Origin of the sequence: Mycobacterium sp., from assembly GCF_035623875.1 — a bacterium.
Classification (GTDB): Bacteria; Actinomycetota; Actinomycetes; order Mycobacteriales; family Mycobacteriaceae; genus Mycobacterium.
This window is the reverse complement of record NZ_DASPSP010000311.1, coordinates 1-20,370: the sequence shown is the minus strand read 5'-3', so window position 1 is coordinate 20,370 and position 20,370 is coordinate 1. Positions and strand designations below refer to the sequence as shown.

The 20,370-nt window shown below is 66.6% G+C and carries 22 protein-coding genes; 9 read left to right on the top strand and 13 right to left on the bottom strand.

Annotated features, from left to right (window positions below; translation table 11 throughout):
* Positions 1 to 2: 2 nt before the first annotated feature.
* The gene (gene rsmI / locus VEI45_RS25080; RefSeq protein WP_324857320.1) at positions 3 to 839 is read left to right on the top strand and encodes a 16S rRNA (cytidine(1402)-2'-O)-methyltransferase; all 837 of its coding nucleotides are present in this window, start codon (positions 3 to 5) and stop codon (positions 837 to 839) included.
* Here the strand turns inward: rsmI and VEI45_RS25075 are convergent.
* From VEI45_RS25075 to VEI45_RS25060, 4 genes are all read right to left on the bottom strand, one after another.
* Positions 795 to 2,060 carry an aminodeoxychorismate synthase component I gene (locus tag VEI45_RS25075; protein ID WP_324857318.1) on the bottom strand — a complete coding sequence of 422 codons (1,266 nt, stop codon included), beginning with the start codon at positions 2,058 to 2,060 and terminating at the stop codon, positions 795 to 797. The two genes, rsmI and VEI45_RS25075, sit on opposite strands and share 45 nt — an antisense overlap.
* Positions 2,061 to 2,077: 17 nt before the next feature.
* On the bottom strand, positions 2,078 to 2,980 hold the full coding sequence (locus VEI45_RS25070; protein WP_324857316.1) for an RNA polymerase sigma-70 factor: 903 nt from the start codon (positions 2,978 to 2,980) through the stop codon (positions 2,078 to 2,080).
* On the bottom strand, positions 2,977 to 4,161 hold the full coding sequence (locus VEI45_RS25065) for an NAD(P)/FAD-dependent oxidoreductase (RefSeq protein ID WP_324857314.1): 1,185 nt from the start codon (positions 4,159 to 4,161) through the stop codon (positions 2,977 to 2,979). Before VEI45_RS25065 ends, VEI45_RS25070 begins: the two co-directional genes overlap by 4 nt.
* Positions 4,162 to 4,265: 104 nt before the next feature.
* Entirely contained in the window at positions 4,266 to 4,814 is a 549-nt protein-coding gene (locus tag VEI45_RS25060; RefSeq protein ID WP_324857312.1) for a helix-turn-helix domain-containing protein, read from the bottom strand.
* Positions 4,815 to 4,892: 78 nt separating this feature from the next.
* Between VEI45_RS25060 and VEI45_RS25055 the strand changes: the two genes are divergently transcribed.
* Positions 4,893 to 5,393, top strand: coding sequence for a hypothetical protein (locus VEI45_RS25055; protein ID WP_324857310.1), 501 nt, complete (start codon positions 4,893 to 4,895; stop codon positions 5,391 to 5,393).
* Here the strand turns inward: VEI45_RS25055 and VEI45_RS25050 are convergent.
* On the bottom strand, positions 5,374 to 5,946 hold the full coding sequence (locus VEI45_RS25050; protein WP_324857308.1) for a TetR/AcrR family transcriptional regulator: 573 nt from the start codon (positions 5,944 to 5,946) through the stop codon (positions 5,374 to 5,376). The two genes, VEI45_RS25055 and VEI45_RS25050, sit on opposite strands and share 20 nt — an antisense overlap.
* A 100-nt stretch (positions 5,947 to 6,046) precedes the next feature.
* Here VEI45_RS25050 and VEI45_RS25045 point away from each other — a divergent pair, with 100 nt between their 5' ends.
* Both VEI45_RS25045 and VEI45_RS25040 read left to right on the top strand, forming a co-directional pair.
* On the top strand, positions 6,047 to 6,517 hold the full coding sequence (locus VEI45_RS25045; protein WP_324857306.1) for a DUF1772 domain-containing protein: 471 nt from the start codon (positions 6,047 to 6,049) through the stop codon (positions 6,515 to 6,517).
* 36 nt (positions 6,518 to 6,553) lie between these two features.
* Entirely contained in the window at positions 6,554 to 6,910 is a 357-nt protein-coding gene (locus VEI45_RS25040) for a hypothetical protein (protein WP_324857304.1), read from the top strand.
* Positions 6,911 to 6,928: 18 nt separating this feature from the next.
* Here VEI45_RS25040 and metG read toward each other — a convergent pair whose 3' ends face one another.
* The gene (metG, locus tag VEI45_RS25035) at positions 6,929 to 8,473 is read right to left on the bottom strand and encodes a methionine--tRNA ligase (protein ID WP_324857302.1); all 1,545 of its coding nucleotides are present in this window, start codon (positions 8,471 to 8,473) and stop codon (positions 6,929 to 6,931) included.
* An 18-nt stretch (positions 8,474 to 8,491) separates the two neighbouring features.
* Between metG and VEI45_RS25030 the strand changes: the two genes are divergently transcribed.
* The 5 genes from VEI45_RS25030 to VEI45_RS25010 all read left to right on the top strand — a co-directional run bounded on the left by VEI45_RS25030 (position 8,492) and on the right by VEI45_RS25010 (position 14,473).
* Positions 8,492 to 9,337, top strand: a complete 846-nt coding sequence (locus VEI45_RS25030; protein ID WP_324857300.1) for a TatD family hydrolase — start codon at positions 8,492 to 8,494, stop codon at positions 9,335 to 9,337.
* A gap of 150 nt (positions 9,338 to 9,487) precedes the next feature.
* On the top strand, positions 9,488 to 10,615 hold the full coding sequence (locus tag VEI45_RS25025; RefSeq protein WP_324857354.1) for a transglycosylase family protein: 1,128 nt from the start codon (positions 9,488 to 9,490) through the stop codon (positions 10,613 to 10,615).
* Positions 10,579 to 11,523 carry a 16S rRNA (adenine(1518)-N(6)/adenine(1519)-N(6))-dimethyltransferase RsmA gene (gene rsmA, locus VEI45_RS25020; RefSeq protein WP_414687587.1) on the top strand — a complete coding sequence of 315 codons (945 nt, stop codon included), beginning with the start codon at positions 10,579 to 10,581 and terminating at the stop codon, positions 11,521 to 11,523. Before VEI45_RS25025 ends, rsmA begins: the two co-directional genes overlap by 37 nt.
* A gap of 48 nt (positions 11,524 to 11,571) precedes the next feature.
* Positions 11,572 to 12,528, top strand: a complete 957-nt coding sequence (locus VEI45_RS25015) for a 4-(cytidine 5'-diphospho)-2-C-methyl-D-erythritol kinase (RefSeq protein ID WP_324857298.1) — start codon at positions 11,572 to 11,574, stop codon at positions 12,526 to 12,528.
* A 307-nt stretch (positions 12,529 to 12,835) separates the two neighbouring features.
* Positions 12,836 to 14,473, top strand: a complete 1,638-nt coding sequence (locus tag VEI45_RS25010) for a fatty acyl-AMP ligase (RefSeq protein WP_324857296.1) — start codon at positions 12,836 to 12,838, stop codon at positions 14,471 to 14,473.
* A gap of 43 nt (positions 14,474 to 14,516) precedes the next feature.
* Here the strand turns inward: VEI45_RS25010 and pth are convergent, their stop codons facing one another.
* The 7 genes from pth to glmU all read right to left on the bottom strand — a co-directional run bounded on the left by pth (position 14,517) and on the right by glmU (position 20,355).
* Positions 14,517 to 15,092: an aminoacyl-tRNA hydrolase gene (gene pth / locus VEI45_RS25005; RefSeq protein WP_324857294.1), complete on the bottom strand. Its 576-nt coding sequence runs from the start codon at positions 15,090 to 15,092 to the stop codon at positions 14,517 to 14,519.
* A 3-nt stretch (positions 15,093 to 15,095) separates the two neighbouring features.
* Positions 15,096 to 15,761, bottom strand: coding sequence for a 50S ribosomal protein L25/general stress protein Ctc (locus VEI45_RS25000; RefSeq protein WP_324857292.1), 666 nt, complete (start codon positions 15,759 to 15,761; stop codon positions 15,096 to 15,098).
* A 142-nt stretch (positions 15,762 to 15,903) separates the two neighbouring features.
* The gene (locus VEI45_RS24995) at positions 15,904 to 16,773 is read right to left on the bottom strand and encodes an oxidoreductase (protein ID WP_324857289.1); all 870 of its coding nucleotides are present in this window, start codon (positions 16,771 to 16,773) and stop codon (positions 15,904 to 15,906) included.
* Between the two features lie 48 nt (positions 16,774 to 16,821).
* Positions 16,822 to 17,472, bottom strand: coding sequence for an LpqN/LpqT family lipoprotein (locus VEI45_RS24990; protein WP_324857287.1), 651 nt, complete (start codon positions 17,470 to 17,472; stop codon positions 16,822 to 16,824).
* Complete coding sequence (gene arsC / locus VEI45_RS24985; RefSeq protein WP_324857286.1) at positions 17,469 to 17,825, bottom strand: arsenate reductase (glutaredoxin); 357 nt, start codon at positions 17,823 to 17,825, stop codon at positions 17,469 to 17,471. Before arsC ends, VEI45_RS24990 begins: the two co-directional genes overlap by 4 nt.
* The gene (locus tag VEI45_RS24980; RefSeq protein ID WP_324857284.1) at positions 17,826 to 18,806 is read right to left on the bottom strand and encodes a ribose-phosphate diphosphokinase; all 981 of its coding nucleotides are present in this window, start codon (positions 18,804 to 18,806) and stop codon (positions 17,826 to 17,828) included.
* An 88-nt stretch (positions 18,807 to 18,894) separates the two neighbouring features.
* Entirely contained in the window at positions 18,895 to 20,355 is a 1,461-nt protein-coding gene (glmU, locus tag VEI45_RS24975) for a bifunctional UDP-N-acetylglucosamine diphosphorylase/glucosamine-1-phosphate N-acetyltransferase GlmU (RefSeq protein WP_324857350.1), read from the bottom strand.
* Positions 20,356 to 20,370 lie beyond the last annotated feature (15 nt).

Here is a 20,370-nt window from a genome sequence, read left to right as displayed (position 1 = left end):
CCATGACGGGTGGTCGACTGTTGCTGGGTGCGACGCCGTTGGGCCAGCCGTCCGATGCGTCACCGCGGCTGATCGCCGCCCTGTCGTCGGCTGATGTGGTGGCCGCCGAGGACACCCGCCGGGTGCGGACACTGGCCAAGGCGCTCGACGTCCGGATCGGCGGCAATGTCGTCAGCTTCTTCGACCACGTCGAGGCGTCCCGGGTGCCCGAGCTGGTCGACGCGATCAGCGCGGGCGCCACGGTGCTGGTGGTCAGCGACGCCGGGATGCCGTTGATCAACGACCCGGGCCACCGGCTGGTGGTGGCGTGCCTGGACGCCGGTCTGCCGGTGCGGTGTCTGCCAGGTCCGTCGGCGGTGACCACCGCGCTGGCGGTCTCGGGGCTGCCGTCGGACAAGTTCTGCTTCGAGGGATTCGCGCCGCGCAAGCAGTCGGCGCGAAAGTCTTGGCTGGCATCGCTGGCCGAGGAGCGGCGCACGACAGTGTTCTTCGAATCGCCGCGCCGGCTAGCCGCATGTCTGCGTGACGCGGTCGAGCAACTCGGCGGGGATCGCCGGGCGGCGGTGTGCCGAGAGCTGACCAAGGTGCATGAGGAAGTGGTCCGCGGATCGCTGGCCGAACTGGCGACCTGGGCGGCCGACGGCGTGCTGGGCGAGATCACCGTCGTACTGGCCGGTGCCACCCCGCGCGCTGACCTGCCGACGCTGGTGGTTGAAGTGAACGCTCTGGTCGATACCGGGATGGGCGTCAAAGACGCCTGCGCGCAGGTGATTACCGCTACGCCGGGAGCCCCGTCACGGCGTGAGCTCTACGACGCGGTGCTGCGTTCGCGGCGCTGAGGCACTCAAGATCGGCGCTGCCTTGTGCAGGCATTCGTCCCATTCGGCGTCGGCGTCGGAGTCGGCGGTGATTCCGCCGCCGGACCCCAGCACCGCGTTGCCGGCCGGGTCGAATTCCACCGTGCGGATTGCGACGTTGAGCTCACAGCCAGCGACCGGCGAAGCCAAACCGACTGTGCCGCAATACACTCCACGTCTAGACCGCTCCCAGCCTGAAATCAGTTGTCGGGCACGAAGTTTGGGAGTACCGGTAACTGAAGCCGGGGGGAATGCGGCGTCGAGCAGCGCCGACATCGGCAGCTCGACCGGCATCAGCGCCGACACCGTCGACACCAGGTGCCATACACCCGGCGCCGGCCGCACCACCAGCAGCTCCGGCACGGTGACCGATCCGGTGACGGCGACGCGGCCAAGGTCGTTGCGGACCAGATCGACAATCATGATGTTCTCGGCGACATCCTTGACCGAGGCTCGCAGTGCCGACGGCGGAGCGTCCAGTGGCAGTGTGCCTTTGATCGGGCTCGACGTGACTACCTCGCCACGACGGCGCAAGAACAGCTCCGGCGACAGCGAGGCCACCGCCCCCCACGGTCCGGCGACAAACGCAGCCCGCGCCGGCGCAGTGCGCGCGACGACGTCGACGAAGAAGTCCAGCGGTTCGCCGGCAATCGTGCTGGCGAACTGTGTGCACACGCAGGCCTGGTAAACCTCGCCGGCCCGGATGGCCTCCAAGCAGGCCAGCACGCCGCCGCGATGCGCCCGCCGGTCGGCCGCGTCCCAGTCGATGCGGTAAGGCCGCGCCGGTGCCGAAGGCGGCGTTGGCGCCGCCAACACTTGGGTCAGCCAAGTCGGCATCGGGGCGCCGGACAGGCTCTCATGCCACCACTGCCGGTCGCGGTCGCAGCGCAACACGCAGTCCGTCCAGCCGCCCGCGGCTTCGGGTATTCGCGCGGGCCGTCCGTCGGCGCCCGGATCGGGGTAGGACAGGTAGCCGATCCAGCCACCGCCGACCGCCGTGCTGTCTGCACCCGGTCGCACGGCGAATGCCTCAGTGGGGTCGACGGGTCCTATCGACACACTCGGCGCGATCACCGCCAACGCGCCGAACCAGTCACCGGTCAGCGCGGCCGGCGGCGGCAGGTCCAGCCGGTTCGTGGCGTCGCCGATGGCGCGCAGCACCTCGGCTGCGCCGCCAAGATCGCCGAGCCGGTCGATTCTCACCCCACCAGCTTGGCAGTTCAGCCCCGGCTGATCTCGTTTGGGGTTGTCAGCCTGGTCAGCTTGTCGGGGTTGCGCATCGCGTAGAAGTTGGTGATCACGCCGTCGATGATCTCGATGGTGAACACGCCCTCCAGAAAGTCGGCGCGGTAGACCAGCATGGCCGGGGCGGAGTTGCACATCACCATTTCCACACGAACATCGGGAATTTGGGCGGCCCGGCCCACCAGCCCGACGACCGCACGAGCGACCTTTTCGGCTCCGACCACCGGTCGGCGCGCCGCGCTGGCTTTACCGCCGCTGTCGGCGGTCCACACCACGTCGGGTGCCAGCATTGCCATAACGGCTTCCACGTCGCCGGTTGCCGCCGCGGCCATGAATTGTGCAGTGATGCGTGCGTTTTGCTCTGGGTCCACCGGGGTAAAGCGCCTGCGCCGGGCCTGCACATGTTCGCGGGCCCGATGGGCGACCTGCCGCACCGCCGCCGCCGATTTCCCCACAGCGGAGGCGATTTCGTCGTAATCGAATCCGAACACCTCGCGCAGCACGAATACCGCACGTTCGTCGGGGCCCAAGGTCTCCAGCAGCACCAGCATCGCCATCGAAACCGATTCGGCCAGTAGGACATCGGCCGACGGGTCCTGTTCCTCGAGCAGCAGCGGCTCGGGCAGCCACGGTCCGACATAGTCCTCTCGACGCCGAGCGCCGGCGCGCCGCGTATTGAGCGCCTGACGGGTGACCAGCCGGGCCAGGTAGGACTTGGTGTCGTGCACTCCTCCCAGGTCTACCTGCGCCCAGCGCAGATAGCTGTCCTGCAGCACGTCATCGGATTCGGTTGTTGAGCCGAGGATTTCGTAGGCGATGGTGAACAGCAACGGCCGCAGCAGCATGAACCGCTCGGCATGTTCGTCGGAGGTGGTCACGGCACCGCGACCGCATCGCTCGCCAGCTCCTCGGGCCGCTTGCCGCCCTTGAGCCAGAAGTACGAGCCGGGTTTGGCGGCCTCACGGCGAATCGACCACACCGTCGCCTTGCAGATGGCTTCCTTGATCGACGCGGTGACCCGGCCACCGAGGACGGCGTTCACCGGGGTGTCGTCGGTGCGGGACAGTTGCAGGGTGCCATACGAGCGGCCCAGGCTGATGCACTGTCCGACGAACGCCTGACTCAGCGGCGCCGGTTTGGTGCCGGCAATGCGGCTCAGCACGGTGTTGGCGGCCTGCACCCCCAACGGCCCGGCCGCCTGGCAACTCATCCGCAGCGGCTGGCCGGACGGTGCCGAGGCGTCACCGGCCGCCACGATGCGCGGGTCGTCCACGCTGGTCAGTGTTTCATCGGTGAGCAGCCGGCCCAGCGGATCGGTGCTCAGCCCGCTACGCGCGGCCAGCTCCGGGACGCCGAAACCCGCCGTCCACACCGTCAACGCGCTTGGCAGCACGGCGCCAGCCGACAAGGACGCGTCGAGCACGACGGCGTCCGAGCGGACTTCGCGGACCACCGCCGTCTCGAGTACGTCGACACCGAGGCGGCGCAGCCACTTCGCCACCGAACGTCGACCCGCCCGGCTCAGCGACGGCCCCAGCACGCCGCCGCAGACCAAGGTCACGCGGCGTTGCCCGGCCAACTCGGATGCCGTTTCGATGCCGGTCAATCCGGCGCCGACCACGACGACGGGTGCGTCCGGATGGAGCTCGTCCAGCGCGCCGCGTAGCCGTGCGGCATGCTCGAATTCGGCTATCGGGTAAGCGAATTCGACTGCACCGGGTACCGCAGCGGGCACTATGCCGGTGCTGCCGACGGCGTAGATCAGGTAGTCGTAGTCCAACACCGCGCCGGAAGTCAGCTCGATCGTGCGGTCGGTGCTGTTGATCCGCTCGGCGCTGTCGACGATAAGCCGGATGCCCTCGCCGAGCAGCGTGCCGTAGTCGACGGCCGCGCTGCCGCTGCCGGCCGCCAACTGATGCAACCGAATTCGCTCGACGAAGACCGGACGTGGATTCACCATGGTGATGTCGACGTCCGCGCGCAGCCGCAGGTGGTTAGCGGCCAGCGTCCCGGCGTATCCGCCGCCGATCACGACGATGTGAGTGCGCTGGTCGGTCATTGCTGTCTCCTGTTCTTACGGGGTGTTCTGCCCTTGAGACACCGCCCAGCTCGCGGATGTGACAGCGTTTCGGCCGCTGTGACCAGGCTCACTTTCTTTGCGACTCAGTTCAGGATCAGCTCCATTGCTCGGTTGAGCACGTCGGTGCGGGCGCGCTCGCCGTGGTCTGCCGCGACGAAGTGGTTGCCGATCGCCAGCGAGAAGGCCAACATGCTGCGGGCCTCGACCTCGTCGGCGTCTGCACAGAAGCTGGCGATCAGCACGCGCAAGTACTCCATGCGCCGGTTATCGACGCGTCGCAGTCGCTTGGCGACCGATCGGTCACGGCGGGCCCAATCGCGAACCGCGAGGTCGATGGGCAGCAGCTCTCGGGAAAACGTGAGCATGCCTGCGCGCCGGACCTTTTCGCGGGCGTCGCGGCCCTCACGTTCGACCCGCTCGACTGCCTCGTCGGTACTTTTTCGCTCCCAGGTGTCGAGCAGCTCGTCCAGGAACGCCCGGCGACCCTCGAAGTACCAGTAGAAGCCGCCACGTGTGACGCCGAGTTCTTGCGCGAGCAGTTCAACGCGCACCGCGTCGGGGCCGCCGGCGGCCAGAGCCCTTAGGCCCGCATCGATCCAACTGCTACGAGGGGTCCGTGTCACCGCGGGCATCGCCCCAGTATCGCGACCGCCGTGGCCTTGACAAGAGCACACGCTTCATCCATACACTACTGTATGGATGAAGGCACGATGACGTCAAAAGCAGACGGGGTGAGCCAGATTGCCGTACCGCGGAGTGCGCGTGGGCTGAGCACGCTCGGTCGCATCGACTACCAGGACGCATTCCTCGTCGACATCGATCCCGGTGCATATCAGACCGCTGAGCAGTGGGCGCGAGCGATCTTCGAGGACGCGCCGTTTGATGTCCGAGTTGGGCTGGTCTCGGGGTGGTTGGCGCTCGGGCTGAAACTCGACAAGTCTCGGTCCGGTCGGTCCGTGCTGGGTTGGCATGTGCGGGACAGCGCGCCCGACTATGTCCTGCTCGGTGCCGACTCGCGCATCGGCATGCCGGGCGAGTTGCTGGTCAAGTGCGAACCCGACGCGCTGCTGTTCGCCACCTTCGTACAACACGACAACCTCATCGCGCGCGGTGTATGGGCGGCAGTCGAGGCCAAACATGTCCGAACCGTGCGCGACGTGCTCAACGAAGCGAGCCGCAGAATCCAGCCGGCTACCCGGAAAATTCGCTGACCAGCAGATCGACCCGCGCGGCCCGATATTCCGGACGTAACCGGCCGGCACGGTCGAGGGTGACCAGGCCGTGCAGCGCCGCCCATAGCACTTCGGTCAGCGTGTCGGCGTCCCGCGTATCTGCGACCATGCCGACCGCCCCGCGCAGTTCGGCGAAAGCCGCGTTCAACTCGGCCGGGGTGTCCGCGGCGGCGAACTGCAGCGTCGTGGCGCGGGTGAACATCGCGTCGAACAGGGCGGGATTGTCGTGGGCGAACCGGATGAACGCGTGGGCGACCCGGGCCAGCGCATCGCGGCCGTCGATGGCACCGCTGCGTGCCGCGGAGAGCGCGTCGCCGAGCTCGCTGAATCCCTGCACGGCGACGGATGCCACGACGGCTTCCATGCTCGAGAAGTGCTTGTACAACACCGGCTGGCTGTACTCGATCTCGGTGGAAAGCCGGCGGGTGGTGACGGCGTCCCAACCCTCTTGCTCGGCCAGTTTGCGTGCCGTGGTGGTGATGAGCTGGCGTCGCGCGGCCCGCTCCCGGGCCCGACGGTCTTCGATGGCCATGACGCTATGTTAGCGCCGATATAAAAACTAGCTGCGCTATTGACCAAATCGATGCCGAGGGTTAGCGTTGCTAACACCTACTTCAGAAGAGGAGAGCGCGATGACGCAACCTGCTGGCTGGTTCGCCCTGATCGCGGTGTTGGGCACCGGGGTCGTCTACGGCACCGACGTGTTCTGTGCGATGGTGCAACGGCCCGTGCTGGCCCGGATCGACGACCGGGCCCTGCTCGCGGTGATGGGCAACATCCATCGCTACGGCGACCGGCGGATGCCGGTACCCGGGGGGCTCGGCATGGTGGCCGCGGCGATCAGTGTGGCATTCGCCGCAGCGTCCGGTCGCTGGCTGCAAGCCGGCGCGGCCGGTGTCGCCCTTGGCCTGCTGCTGATTTGGCTGGTGCTCTACCTGCGGGTGAGCAAGCCGATCAACCAGCAACTCACCGCCGGAGCCGATCATCCCGATTCGCCGACGGACGCCCGTGCGCTGCAACGTAACTGGGACAAAGTGATCACAACCAGGGCCACGCTGCAGGGTCTGGCGGTTGCGGCATTGTGCTTGACGCTGCTGGTCTGAACTGTGGAACCGACTAACCGAAGGAGCAAAAGAAAAATGGTCAATTACAAGCGATTAATCATGCGCGCGGCTCCGCTTTTCAACGCGCCGGTCGCGGCGATAGCGAAGTCGCCGCGCCTCGGGGCGAGACTTCGGCGCAGTATCACGATGGTCACCTACACAGGGCGGCGTTCGGGACGGACGTTCAGCATTCCGGTGGCGTACCGCCGCCGCGGTGACGAGGTTGACATCACCCCAAACTTGCCTGATGCCAAGACGTGGTGGCGCAACTTTGTCGGCGATGGCGCGCCAATGTCGCTGACGCTGGACGGAGCCGAGCGCGCCGGACATGCCGTAGCTCACCGAGACGACAACGGGCGCGTGACCGTCCATGTTCGCCTGGCTGGCTTGTGACCAACCAGATCACTCGACTCAGTCCCGTTGGTAGCGCGGGAAAACCGCGGTGGGCGGCGGCAGCGCCGTCCCGGGTGTCAAGCGTGTACCGACCGCGGCAAATGTCCGCTGATCTTTCGGCTGGCCGAGCAGGTCCAACAACTTGCCCGCCGACTCGGGCATCACCGGCTGAATCAACAGCGCCGCAATTCGCACCACCTCGCACGTGGTGTAGAGCACGGTGGCGAAACGAGCCCGGTCTGTCTCGGATTCGCTCTTGCGCAACACCCACGGCTGCTGCGCCGAGAAGTACCTATTCGCCGCGCCGAGCATCAGCCAAATTGCTTCCAGCGCCAAATGCATTGCTTGGGAGTCGAACTCGGCGCGTACCCGATCGAGCAAGCCATCGGCTGCGGCCAGCAGTTCGGTGTCGTCGGCGGTGAAATCCCCCGGCGTCGGGACGATCCCGTCGAGGTTCTTGGCCACCATCGACAGCGATCTTTGGGCCAGGTTGCCCAATTCATTGGCCAGGTCGGCGTTGGTCCGGGCGATGATCGCCTCTTCGCTGTAGCTGCCGTCTTGCCCGAAGGGCACTTCGCGCAGGAAGAAGTAACGCACCTGGTCGACGCCGAACTCGTCGATCAGAGCGTCGGGATCGATGACGTTGCCCACCGATTTGCTCATCTTCTCGCCGCTGTTGAGCACGAAGCCATGCGCGAAAACCCTTCTCGGAAGGTCGATTCCGGCAGACATCAGAAATGCCGGCCAGTAGACGGCGTGGAATCGGATGATGTCCTTGCCGATCATGTGGACGTCGGCCGGCCAATAGCGGCGAAACAACTCGGAGTCGGTGTCCGGGTAGCCGACACCGGTCAAATAGTTGGTCAACGCGTCGACCCAGACGTACATGACGTGTTCCTGATGCTCGGGCACCTTTACGCCCCAGTCGAACGACGTGCGCGAGATCGACAGGTCGTTCAACCCGCCGGAGACGAAGCTGACCACTTCGTTGCGCCGCACCTGGGGTCCGATGAAGTCCGGGTTGGCCTCGTAATGAGCCAGCAGCTTGTCGCCGTAGGCCGACAGCCGGAAGAAGTAGGTCTGCTCTTCGGTCCAGGTGACCGGGGTGCCGGTTTCCACGGCGATGCGAGTACCGGTGGCGTCGAGAGCCGTTTCGTCCTCGGTGAAGTAGCGCTCGTCGCGCACCGAGTACCAGCCGGCGTAGTTGTCCAGATAAATGTCGCCGGCATCGGCCATCCGCTGCCAGATGGCCTTCGATGCCTCGTGGTGATCGGCATCGGTGGTTCGGATGAATCGGTCGAAGGAGATATTGAGCTTCTCTTGCAGCCGCTGAAACATATCGGAGTTGCGCTTGGCAAGCTCTCGGGGCGAAATTCCTTCAGCGGCAGCCGCTTGCGCCATTTTCAGACCGTGCTCATCGGTTCCGGTCAGGAAGCGCACGTCGAAGCCATCGAGCCGCTTGAAGCGGGCGATGGCATCCGTCGCGATGTACTCGTAAGCGTGCCCGATGTGCGGGTCACTGTTCGGGTACGTGATCGCTGTGGTGATGTAGTAGGGCGTCATCGTGTCCCACCCTATTGTGTGCGGGTGGGGTCCAAACGCCACCCGCCGCCGGCACCCGAGCCGTTGAGCCCGCTGATCGACGCGCACACCCACCTAGACGCGTGCGGCGCTGATGACGGCGCCGACGTGCGCGCCATCGTCGACCGCGCCGCGGCGGTCGGCGTGGTCGCGGTGGTCACCATCGCCGACGACCTGGCCTCGGCGCGCTGGGTGACACGTGCCGCCGAGTGGGATCCGCGGGTCTACGCCGCGGTGGCGCTGCACCCGACCCGTGCGGCTGCGCTCACCGATGCGGCCCGCGCCGAGATCGAGCGATTAGCTGCCCACCCGCGGGTGGTGGCGGTCGGCGAGACCGGCATGGATCTGTACTGGCCGAGCCGGCTGGAGGGCTGCGCGGAGCCGGCGGTGCAGCGGGAGGCCTTCGCATGGCATATCGACCTCGCCAAGCGGATCGGCAAACCGTTGATGATTCACAACCGGGAGGCCGACGCCGAGGTGCTCGACGTGCTGCGTGCCGAGGGCGCGCCGGACACGGTGATCTTTCACTGCTTCTCCTCGGGCCATTACCTGGCGCGCGCCTGCGTGGACGCCGGATGGCTGGTCAGCCTGTCCGGCACGGTGAGTTTCCGTAACGCCCGTGAGCTGCGGGAAGCCGTCCCGCTGATCCCCGCGGCGCAGCTGTTGGTGGAGACTGACGCACCATTTTTGACGCCTCATCCGCACCGGGGTGCGCCGAACGAGCCGTACTGCCTGCCCTACACTGTTCGGGCGCTGGCCGAGCTCGTCGATCGGCCGGCCGACGAACTGGCCGAGACCACCACCGGCAATGCCCGTCGGGCCTACCGATTAGCCGCACGCGGTTAAGAGTCCGTTAAGGCGGTTGCAGCTGGAGTTGCTCTATCTAGGCCGGTTCGTTACCGTCTTGTGATCGAACGGTGAGGCCCCAGGTGGGCCTTTTGCTTTGTTGACGAAACTGTTGCTGAAGTTGTTGTTGAGGTCGGGGATACACGCGTGGTGAACGTACTTACGAAACTCCATCAGGCTCCCTCACCGGCTCTGCGGCTCCTGGTCGCGGGTCTGCTGCTGGTCTTGGCCTTCGCCGGCGCCTATGCGGTCGCCGACTACAAGACGGTGACGCTGAGCGTCGACGGAACCGCGATGACCGTAACGACCATGAAGTCGCGGGTGATCGACATCATCAGGGAGAACGGGTTCAACGTCAGCGAGCGTGACGACCTGTATCCCGCCGCCGGTGAGCGAGCCCGCAACGCTGAGAACATTGTGTTGCGGCGCAGCCGACCGTTGCAGATCTCGCTGGACGGCCAGAATGCCAAGCAGGTGTGGACGACCGCGTCCACGGTCGACGAGGCGCTGGCCCAGCTCGCGATGACCGACACGGCTCCGGCCGCGGCCTCGCGAGGCAGCCGGGTCCCGCTGGCCGGCATGGCTCTGCCGGTCGTCAGCGCCAAGACGGTGGAACTCAACGACGGCGGTGCGGTGCGCAACGTGCACCTGGCCGCGGCCAGGGTTGGGGATCTGCTGGCCGGCATCGGGGCGCCGCTATTGCAAAGTGACCAGGTCACTCCCGGCGCGGCGGCGCCGGTGATCGATGGTATGCACATCCAGGTGACGCGTTACCGGGTCGAGAAAATCACCGAGCGGGTGCCGCTGGTTCCGCCCAAGCGCCGGATCGAGGACCGGGAGATGAACATGGACCGCGAGGTCGTCCAAGACCCGGGCACCCCGGGTACCCAGGACGTGACCTTCGCGGTGTCCAAGGTCAACGGTGTGGAAACCGGCCGTCTGCCGGTTGCCAGTCACGTCATCACGCCCGCCCGTGAGGCGGTGGTGCGGGTCGGAACCAAACCGGGCACCGACGTCCCGCAGGTTTCCAACGGCGACATCTGGGACGCCATTTCGCGCTGCGAGGCCGGCGGAAACTGGGCGATCAACACCGGAAACGGCTACTACGGCGGCGTGCAATTCGACCAGAACACCTGGGAGCGCAACGGTGGTTTGCGGTTCGCCCCGCGCGCCGACCTGGCGAGCCGGGAAGAGCAGATCGCCGTCGCGGAGGTGACGCGGGCTCGCCAGGGTTGGGGAGCGTGGCCGGTGTGCAGCGGAAGAGCGGGTGCGCGCTGACCATCCGGTTGCTCGGACGCACCGAGATCCGCAGGCTGGCCAAAGAACTCGAATTCCGGCCCCGCAAATCGTTGGGACAGAACTTCGTTCACGATGCCAACACCGTGCGCCGCGTGGTGTCGTCCTCCGGAGTCAACCGGCACGATCACGTCCTTGAGGTCGGCCCCGGTCTGGGATCGCTCACCCTGGCGCTGCTGGACCGCGGGGCCACGGTCAGCGCCGTCGAGATCGACCCGGTGCTGGCCGGTCGGCTGCTGAAGACCGTCGGCGAGCATTCGCACAGTGAGATCCACCGGCTGACGGTGCTGAACCGCGACGTGCTGTCCATCGGGCCCGCCGATCTCGCAACCGAGCCGACAGCGGTGGTGGCGAATCTGCCCTACAACGTCGCCGTTCCGGCGCTGCTGCACCTGCTCGCCGAATTCCCGTCGCTGCGCACCGTGATGGTGATGGTGCAGGCCGAGGTCGCCGAACGGCTCGCGGCCGAACCGGGTGGCAAGGAGTACGGCGTCCCCAGCGTCAAGGTCCGCTTCTACGGACAAGTCCAGCGCCACGGGATGGTGTCGCCGACCGTCTTCTGGCCCATTCCGCGCGTCTACTCCGGGCTGGTGCGCATCGACCGGCATCCAAACCCGCCGTGGCCGGCCGACAAGGCCTTCCGGCAAAACGTGTTCAAACTTGTCGATATCGCATTTGCCCAGCGGCGCAAGACATCTCGCAATGCATTCGTGGAGTGGGCGGGTTCGGGCAACGAATCGGCGAGCCGATTGCTGGCCGCCAGTATCGACCCGGCGCGCCGGGGCGAGACGCTGACCATCGACGAATTCGTGCGGCTGTATCAGCGCTCGGGGGAAGCCGGCGGCGACAACGCCGCGGACATGAAGCACCGGCACGCCTCGGCCAGCTGACGGCCACGGGTAGGGGTTTGCCGGTCGTGGGCGATAAAGTCGCGTGCGATGCCAATGGACCCGAACACCGCTGCTCAGTGGGTGCCCACTGGGTCGGTTACCGTTCGGGCACCCGGCAAAATCAACATTTATCTGGCCGTCGGCGACCGGCGCGATAACGGCTATCACGACCTGACGACTGTGTTCCACGCGGTCTCCTTGGTCGACGAGATCACGGTCCGCAACGCCGACGTGCTCTCGCTCGAGGTCAGCGGCGAGGGCGCCGACCAGTTACCCCTCGACGAGCGCAACCTGGCGTGGCAGGCCGCCGAACTGATGGCCGACCACGTGGGCCGGGCGCCCGACGTCTCGATCGCTATCGACAAATCCATCCCGGTGGCCGGCGGGATGGGCGGCGGCAGTGCAGACGCGGCGGCCGTGCTGGTCGCGATCAACGAGCTCTGGGAACTCGGGGTGCCACGCCGCGATCTGCACCTGCTCGCCGCGAAGCTGGGCAGCGATGTCCCATTCGCACTGCACGGGGGCACCGCACTGGGCACCGGTCGCGGCGAGGAGCTGGCCACGGTGCTGGCCCGCAACACCTTCCACTGGGTGCTGGCATTCGCCGAGGGCGGGTTATCCACCGGTGCGGTGTTCGCCGAGCTGGACCGGCTCAGAGAAGTCGGGACGCCACCAAGGCTCGACGAACCCGGTCCGGTCCTGGCGGCGCTGGCGGCCGGTGACCCGGAGCAGCTGGCGCCGCTGCTGGGCAACGAACTGCAGGCGGCCGCGCTGAGCAAGCATCCTGCCCTGCGCCGCGTCTTGCGTGCCGGCGTCGAGGCGGGCGCGCTGGCGGGCATCGTGTCGGGTTCCGGACCGACATGTACGTTCCTGTGCCGGTCGGCACCCTCTGCGGTGGACGTTGGGACCGAGCTTTCCGGGGCCGGTGTCTGCCGTACTGTGCGCGTTGCCAGCGGGCCGGTGCACGGCGCCCGCGTGGTGCCGGCACCTGTCACTGGCGCGTGACACAGACCCGATTCCACCGGTGAGTTTGGCAGTTACTTAAGAGGAGTTTAAGATGTTCGGCGGTGACAATAACCGGTCAAGAAATGCGCCTGGTTCTTCCGCTCGCCGACCATGCCGGCGGGCATTGCGTGAACCGCACCGGCCGCCGTGTCCTCGCCGCGACCGCAACGTCGCGTGAGGTGACCGCTTCATCACCAATTCGAGACGGAATCGCTGCCCAATTGTGGGCGTGCGGGTGCATCAAAGTGTGGTTGAGCAGGGGCAGCATTAGACGCTGGGCGTTGGCGCCGGAACCGAGGAGGCTACCGTGAGCAGGTTTACCGAGAACATGTTCCGCAACGCTCACGAGAGCACCAAGGGCATGGTCACCGGCGAACCGCACCAGCCGGTTCGGCACACCTGGCTGGAGGTGCATGAGCGTGCCCGCCGAGTGGCCGGAGGCCTGGCGGCGGCCGGCATCGGCCACGGTGACGGGGTAGGTGTCCTGGCTGGAGCGCCGGTGAAAATCGCGCCGACGGCTCAGGGACTGTGGATGCGCGGCGCCAGCCTGACCATGCTGCATCAGCCCACACCGCGCACCGAACTCGAGCTATGGGCAAAGGACACCACCACCGTTGTCGACATGATCGAGGCCAAGGCGGTGATCGTTTCCGACCCGTTCATGGCGGCCGCGCCGGTGCTCGAGGAACGTGGTCTCAAAGTGCTGACTATCGAGCAACTGCTGGCGTACGACCCGATCGACCCCATCGACACCGATGAGGACGACCTGGCGTTGATGCAGCTGACATCCGGTTCCACCGGTTCACCGAAGGCGGTGCACATCACGCATCGCAACATCTACTCCAACGCGGAGGCGATGTTCATCGGCGCCAAGATGGATCCCAGCGGCAACGACGTGATGCTCAGTTGGCTGCCGTGCTTCCACGACATGGGCATGGTCGGCTTTCTGACTGTGCCCATGTACTTCGGTGTCGAGCTGGTCAAGGTCACCCCGATGGACTTCCTGCGCGACACGCTGCTGTGGGCCAAGCTGATCGACAAATATGGGGGCACCATGACGGCCGCCCCCAACTTCGCCTACGCGCTGTTAGCCAAGCGGCTGCGCAAGCAGGCCACCCCTGGTCAGTTCGACCTATCGACGCTGCGCTTTGCGCTGTCGGGTGCCGAGCCGGTGGACCCCGCCGACGTCGAGGATCTGATCGACGCCGGCAGGCCGTTCGGGCTGCGGCCCGAGGCGGTGATGCCCGCCTACGGCATGGCCGAGACGACCCTGGCGGTGTCGTTCTCCGAACTCGGCGACGGGCTGGTGGTTGACGAGGTGGACGCCGATCTGCTGGCAGCGCTGCGCCGTGCGGTGCCGGCCACCAAGGGCAACACTCGTCGGTTGGCATCACTGGGGCCGTTGCTGCAAGGCATCGAGGCGCGCATCGTCGACGAAGACGGCGGCGTGCTACCGACCCGCGGTGTTGGCGTAATCGAGTTGCGTGGTGAACCGGTGACCCCGGGTTACACCACGATGGGTGGCTTCATCCCGGCGCAGGACGAGAACGGCTGGTATGACACCGGCGACCTCGGCTACCAGATGGAGAACGGCCACGTTGTCGTCTGTGGTCGGGTCAAGGACGTCATCATCATGGCCGGCCGCAATATCTACCCAACGGACATCGAGAGGGCCGCATGCCGGGTCGTTGGCGTCCGCCCGGGTTGCGCAGTGGCCGTGCGGCTTGATGCCGGGCATGCCCGGGAGACCTTCGCCGTCGCGGTCGAGTCCAACGCGTACCACGATCCCGCCGAAGTGCGTCGCATCGAGCATCAGGTTGCCCACGAGGTCGTGAGCGAGGTCGACGTGCGGCCCCGCAACGTCGTGGTGCTGGGTCCCGGGACGATTCCGAAGACGCCGTCGGGAAAGCTGCGTCGGACCACCTCCGTCACCCTGGTCACCTAGCCCGGCGAGCAGGCTTCCGCTAGCGGCGGCCTCCTCGCGCGAATTACCATGCGTGGACCTGGTTTTGGGCAGTTTCCAGCCCCAGTTCGATGAGCAGCTCGGTGGCGTCGGCCGCCTGCTCGCAAAGCGTGGGCACTTCCGGGCGTTCGGGGGCGGTGAAGTTCTCCAGCACGAACGCAGCCGGATCCTTGCGCCCCGGCGGTCGGCCGATCCCGATCCGCACCCGTTGAAAGTCCTTGGTGCCCAACGCGGAAGCGATCGAGCGCAGCCCGTTGTGACCGCCCTCGCCGCCGCCGATCTTCAGCCGGATCTGACCGAAGTCGATGTCCAGGTCGTCGTGAATGACCACCACGTCAGCTGCCGGCACCGAATAGAACTTGGCCAGCGGGCCCACTTGGCGGCCGGACTCGTTCATATAGCACCGCGGCTTGGCCAGTACTACCGAACGCCCACCGAGCCGGCCGGTGACGATCTCCGCACCAGAACGCTTGTGCGCCTTGAACTTCGACCCCAGCCGTGCAGCGAGCAGGTCGGCGACCATGAAACCCAGGTTGTGCCGCGTCTGGGCGTAGTTGGCTCCCGGGTTGCCGAGGCCGACCACCAGCTGCGGCTCGGCCATGCGTTATTCGGACTCGGCTTCGGCCGCCCCGGCTTCTTCGGCGGCTTCTTCGGCGGGTGCCTCCTCCTCGGCTACTTCGCCGGCACCCTCGGCCTCGAGTTCCTCGGCGGTCGGCGCGTAGCCGACGTTGACGACCAGCAGATCCGGGTCGTCCACCAGGGTGACGCCCGGCGGCAGCGCGATCTGCCCGGCGGTGATCTGGGTGCCCGGCGCGGCTCCTTCGACCGACACGATCAATTCCTCGGGAATGGATAGCGCCTCGGCCTCGATCTCGACGGTGTTGGCCTCCTGGGTGACCAGGGTGTCGGGCGCGGCCTCGCCCTGGACGTCGATGCCGACCTCGACGACCACCTTCTCGCCGCGACGAATCACCAGCAGATCGGCGTGCTGGATGGTGCGGCGGATCGGATGGATCGCGAGCGCCCTGGTCAGCGCCAGCTGCTCTTTGCCGTCGATGTCGAGGGTCAGCACCGCATTGGTGCCGGAGCGCCGCAGCACCGCGGCGAAGTCGTGTCCGGGCAGCTCGAGGTGCTGAGGGTCAGCCCCGTGACCGTAGAGGACGGCGGGAATCCTGCCGTCACGCCGGGCCCGCCGGGACGCGCCTTTGCCCGTCTGGGTACGTACCGAGACGCTCAGCTGATTGACCGGCGAGGTCGCGGATTTAGCCATGGTGTCGCTCCTGTGTCAGTTTTCCTGGCACGGCGATGATCGCGACAACCGGTGAATCGGTCCCCGTCGATAACGGTGGCGTGCGGAGTTCGCCGTAAGCCACCCTCGCCGTGACGCCCGGTCAGGTTAGCGCATCAGCACCTCAGAGCGGAAATTTAGTCTCCGTGAGCCGTTCGGATAGCTCCCAGAGCGCGCTGCCGGTGCTGGCGCGTTTGGCCAGTGGGCTGCGCCCGACCGGTCGGCTGCGTCCGGCCATGCCGAAGCTCGGGCCGATGAAGCTGTTGCCGGGTAGATCCTGCGAGGCGGCATACAGCGTTTGCCGCGCGCCGAAGTCGGCGTCGGTGGCCAGCGCGCGGGTGGCCACCGACATCACCACGTCGCCGAGCTTGCGACCGGTCCGCCCCTGCAGGTTGGTGTGCGAGTAACCCGGGTGGGCGGCCAGCGCACGCAGCGGCGAGCCGGCCGTTTCGAGGCGCCGCTGCAGCTCGCTGGTGAACAGCAGGTTGGCAAGCTTGGACTGGCCGTAGGCCACCCACGCCGAGTACGGCCGCGACGTCCAGTTCAGGTCCCGAAGCGAGATGTAGCCCATCCAATGCATCAACGACGACACGGTCACCACCCGGTCGGTGAGTTTGGGCAACAGCAGGTTGGCCAGCGCGAAATGACCGAGATGGTTGGTGCCGATCTGGGTCTCGAAGCCGTCGGCGGTCACCGAATGCGGGACGGCCATCACGCCGGCGTTGTTGATCAGCACGTCGACGGTGTCCACCCCGTCGGCGAACTGCCGCACCGAGGCCAGATCCTGCAGGTCGAGCCGGCGCACCTCGACGTCTCCGGTCATCTCCCGGGCTGCGGCTTCGCCCTTTCCGGTGTTGCGTACGGCCAGGATGACTTGGGCACCGACGCGGGCCAGCTCGCGGGCCGTCACCGCGCCGAGGCCGCTGTTGGCGCCGGTGACGATGACGGTACGTCCGGCGAATGAGGGCAGGTCTGCGGCAGTCCACGAGGTCATGGCAAACACATTAATGCGGTGGCAATGTTAATAGGCGCGGCCGGTTACTTACTTCGCTGCGACGGTGAATCCGTGGATGATCGCCTGGATGTCGGCCGCGTCCGGAGCGGCCTGTTCGGCGAGGCTGGTGACCGCGAGCTGGACCAGGTAGCGCTGGCGATCGGGCGCTGATCCGGTCGGAATGACGATCCGGTTGTAGGTGTGCAACCGCTGGCCGTTGAGGTCGTAGCTGCCCTCGATCATCGACGAAGGAAAGCCGTGAAAGTTGGCGCCGGACTGGTCGAGCAGTCTGAAGTTTTCCGCGAGCGTGGCATCGGCGTTGCCATGCTTGACCAAGTCGGCGGCGTCGAAATCTCCGTCCAGTTTGAACACCATCAGCATGGCCGTGGGAAGTTTGCCAGCTTTGGCGATGGTCTCCGTGGTGGGCGCGATGTTCGGCTTGTCGACCTTCTCCCAGCCCGGTGGTGTCGGAATCGACACGGTCAGGTCGGTCAGCTTGTCCGGCGCCACCGGCTCTCCGGACACCCCGCTGTCTTTCAGATACTGCGCAAACGGTACGGGTGCTTCCGTCGTCGTCGGCGTCGTCGTCGTAGTCCTAGTCCAGATCGACTGGTAATCAGGGGTTTTCGGTCCACAGCCGACCGGCAACACGGTCAGAGCCAGGACTGCGACCGCGGCTCTGTGCAACCCGGGCCTCACAGGATCTCGTGAACCCTGTCTACCGGGCGAGCCAGCCGCGTGCCTTTCGGTGTGACGACAAACGGCCGTTCGATGAGGATGGGATGTTCGGCCATGGCGTCGAGCAACTGGTCGTCGCTCGTGTCGGCCAGGCCGAGTTCGGGGTAAAGCGACTCGCGTTTACGGACCGCGCTGCGCACATCGATCCCGGCGTCGCGGATCATGGCCACCAGTTCGTCACGGGACGGCGGTGTCTTCAGGTACTGCACGATTTTGGGCTCAACACCGCTGTCGCGCAGCAAGTCCAATGTCTTGCGCGAGGTCGTGCACTTGGGGTTGTGGTAGATGACGGCGCCGCTTCGACCAGAGGCCATCTAGGCGTCCCCGTCGAATAGTCCTGTGACCGAACCGTTTTCGAATACCGCTCGGATCGTGCTGGCCAGCAGCGGCGCGATCGACAAAACCGTGAGTTGCGGGAACCGCTTTTCCTCGCCGATCGGCAGCGTGTTGGTGACGATCACTTCGCGGGCGCCGCATGCCGCGAGCCGTTCGGACGCCGGGTGGGACAGTACGCCATGGGTAGCGGCGACGATCACGTCACCAGCCCCATCGTCGCGCAGCAGTTTGACCGCGCCGGCGATGGTGCCACCGGTGTCGATCATGTCGTCGATCAGCACACAGGTGCGCCCTTCGACCTCACCGACGACACGGTTGGAGACCACCTGGTTTGGCACCCGCGGATCGCGGGTTTTGTGGATGAACGCCAGCGGAACGCCGCCCAGCGCGTCGGCCCATTTCTCGGCGATGCGCACCCGGCCGGAATCGGGGGAGACCACCACCATGTTGCCGTCGGGGTAGTTGTCCCTGATGTAGCCGGTCAGCAGGTTCTGCCCGCGCATGTGGTCCACAGGCCCGTCGAAGAAGCCCTGGATCTGGTCGGTGTGCAGGTCGACGGCCACGATCCGGTCGGCTCCGGCCGTCTTGAGCAGGTCGGCGACCAACCGCGCCGAGATCGGTTCGCGGCCGCGGTGCTTCTTGTCTTGGCGGGCGTAGGGATAGAACGGCATGACGGCGGTGATCCGCTTGGCGCTGCCCCGCTTGAGCGCGTCGATCATGATCAGCTGTTCCATCAGCCAGTTGTTCACCGGCGCCGGGGCCGATTGCAGGACGAAGGCATCGCAGCCACGCACCGACTCGTGGAAGCGCACGAAGATCTCGCCGTTGGCGAACTCGCGCGCGGTCTGCGCGGTGACGTGGACGTCGAGTTCTTTGGCGACCTGCTCGGCCAACTCCGGATGCCCGCGGCCGGAGAAGAGCATCAGGTTTTTGCGATTATCGGTCCAGTCGTGGCTCACCGTGCCGCCCTCGCCGTTCGGGATCGAATTGGATGACCCATCGTAAGCGAAGCGCTTCGATGGGTTGCCGAGTTGCGACGCAGTGGGTTCACGGCGTCTCGTCGGCCTCGAGTTGCTTGGCCTTGTCGGCCGCCTCTGCGGCGGCACTGCCCGGCCGCTTGCGCTGAACCCAGCCTTCGATATTGCGTTGCCGGCCGCCGGAAACCGCCAACGCACCCGGCGGAACATCCTCCCGTACCACCGTGCCCGCTCCAGTGTAGGCGCCGTCGCCGACGCTGACCGGGGCGACGAACATGGTGTCTGAGCCGGTTCGGACATGCGAGCCGACGGTAGTGCGTTGCTTGGACATGCCGTCGTAATTGACGAAGACGCTGGAGGCGCCGATGTTGCTGTGCTCGCCGATGTCGGCGTCGCCCACATAGGTCAGGTGCGGCACTTTGGTGCCGGTGCCGATCGTGGAGTTCTTGGTCTCGACGAATGCGCCCAGCTTGCCGTCGGCGCCCAGCACGGTGCCGGGCCGCAGGTAGGTGAACGGGCCGACTGTGGCGCCGTCGCCGATCGACGCGGACATGCCGTGGGCGCGGACCACCGACGCGCCGTCACCGACGGCGACGTCGGTCAGTGTGGTGTCCGGGCCGATGGTGCAACGGCCCCCGATCCGGGTGCCGCCGAGCAGCTGAGTTCCGGGCTGGATGACGGTGTCGCGGCCGATCGTCACGTCAACGTCGATCCAGGTGGTGGCGGGATCGACGATGGTCACCCCGGCCAGCTGGTGGGCGGCGACGATGCGGCGGTTGAGTTCGGCGCCCAACTCGGCCAGCTGGACCCGGTTGTTGACGCCGGCCACCAGCGCGCTGTCGTCGACATGCCGGGCCTGTACCACAAGCCCGTCCTGCCGGACGATCGAAACGACGTCGGTGAGGTAAAGCTCTTGTTGGGCGTTGTCGACCGACAGCCGGCTCAGCGCCGACCGGAGCGCCGCGATGTCGAAGGCGTACACACCGGCGTTGACTTCACGGATTTCCTGCTGAGACGGTGTCGCATCGGCCTGCTCGACGATCGCGATCACCTCGTGATCCTGAGTACGCAGCGTGCGGCCGTAGCCGGTCGGATCGCTCAGCGTCGTGGTCAGCACGGTGACGGCCGCGCCTCGAGAGCTGTGCACTGCGACCAGATCGGCCAGCGTATCGGCGTCGAGCAGGGGGATGTCGCCGGAGGTGACGACCACGACGCCGGCGAAATCATCGGGCAGCGCCGACAGGCCGCACAGCACCGCGTGACCGGTGCCGAGCTGCTGTTCCTGCATCGCCACCTCGATGGGGCGCCCTAATGTGGCGGACAGTTCGCCAACAACCGGTTCGATGCGTTCCCGGTTCTCGCCCAGCACCACGACCAGGTGCTGCGGCGCCATCTTGGCGATCGAGTGCAGCGAATGCGCCAGCATGCTGCGGCCGGCAACCGGGTGCAGCACCTTCGGAGTGTCCGAGCGCATCCGGGTTCCCGCCCCGGCCGCCAGGACCAGGACCGCCGATTCGCCTTGCGATGTCAAGAGAACCTCCTCGGC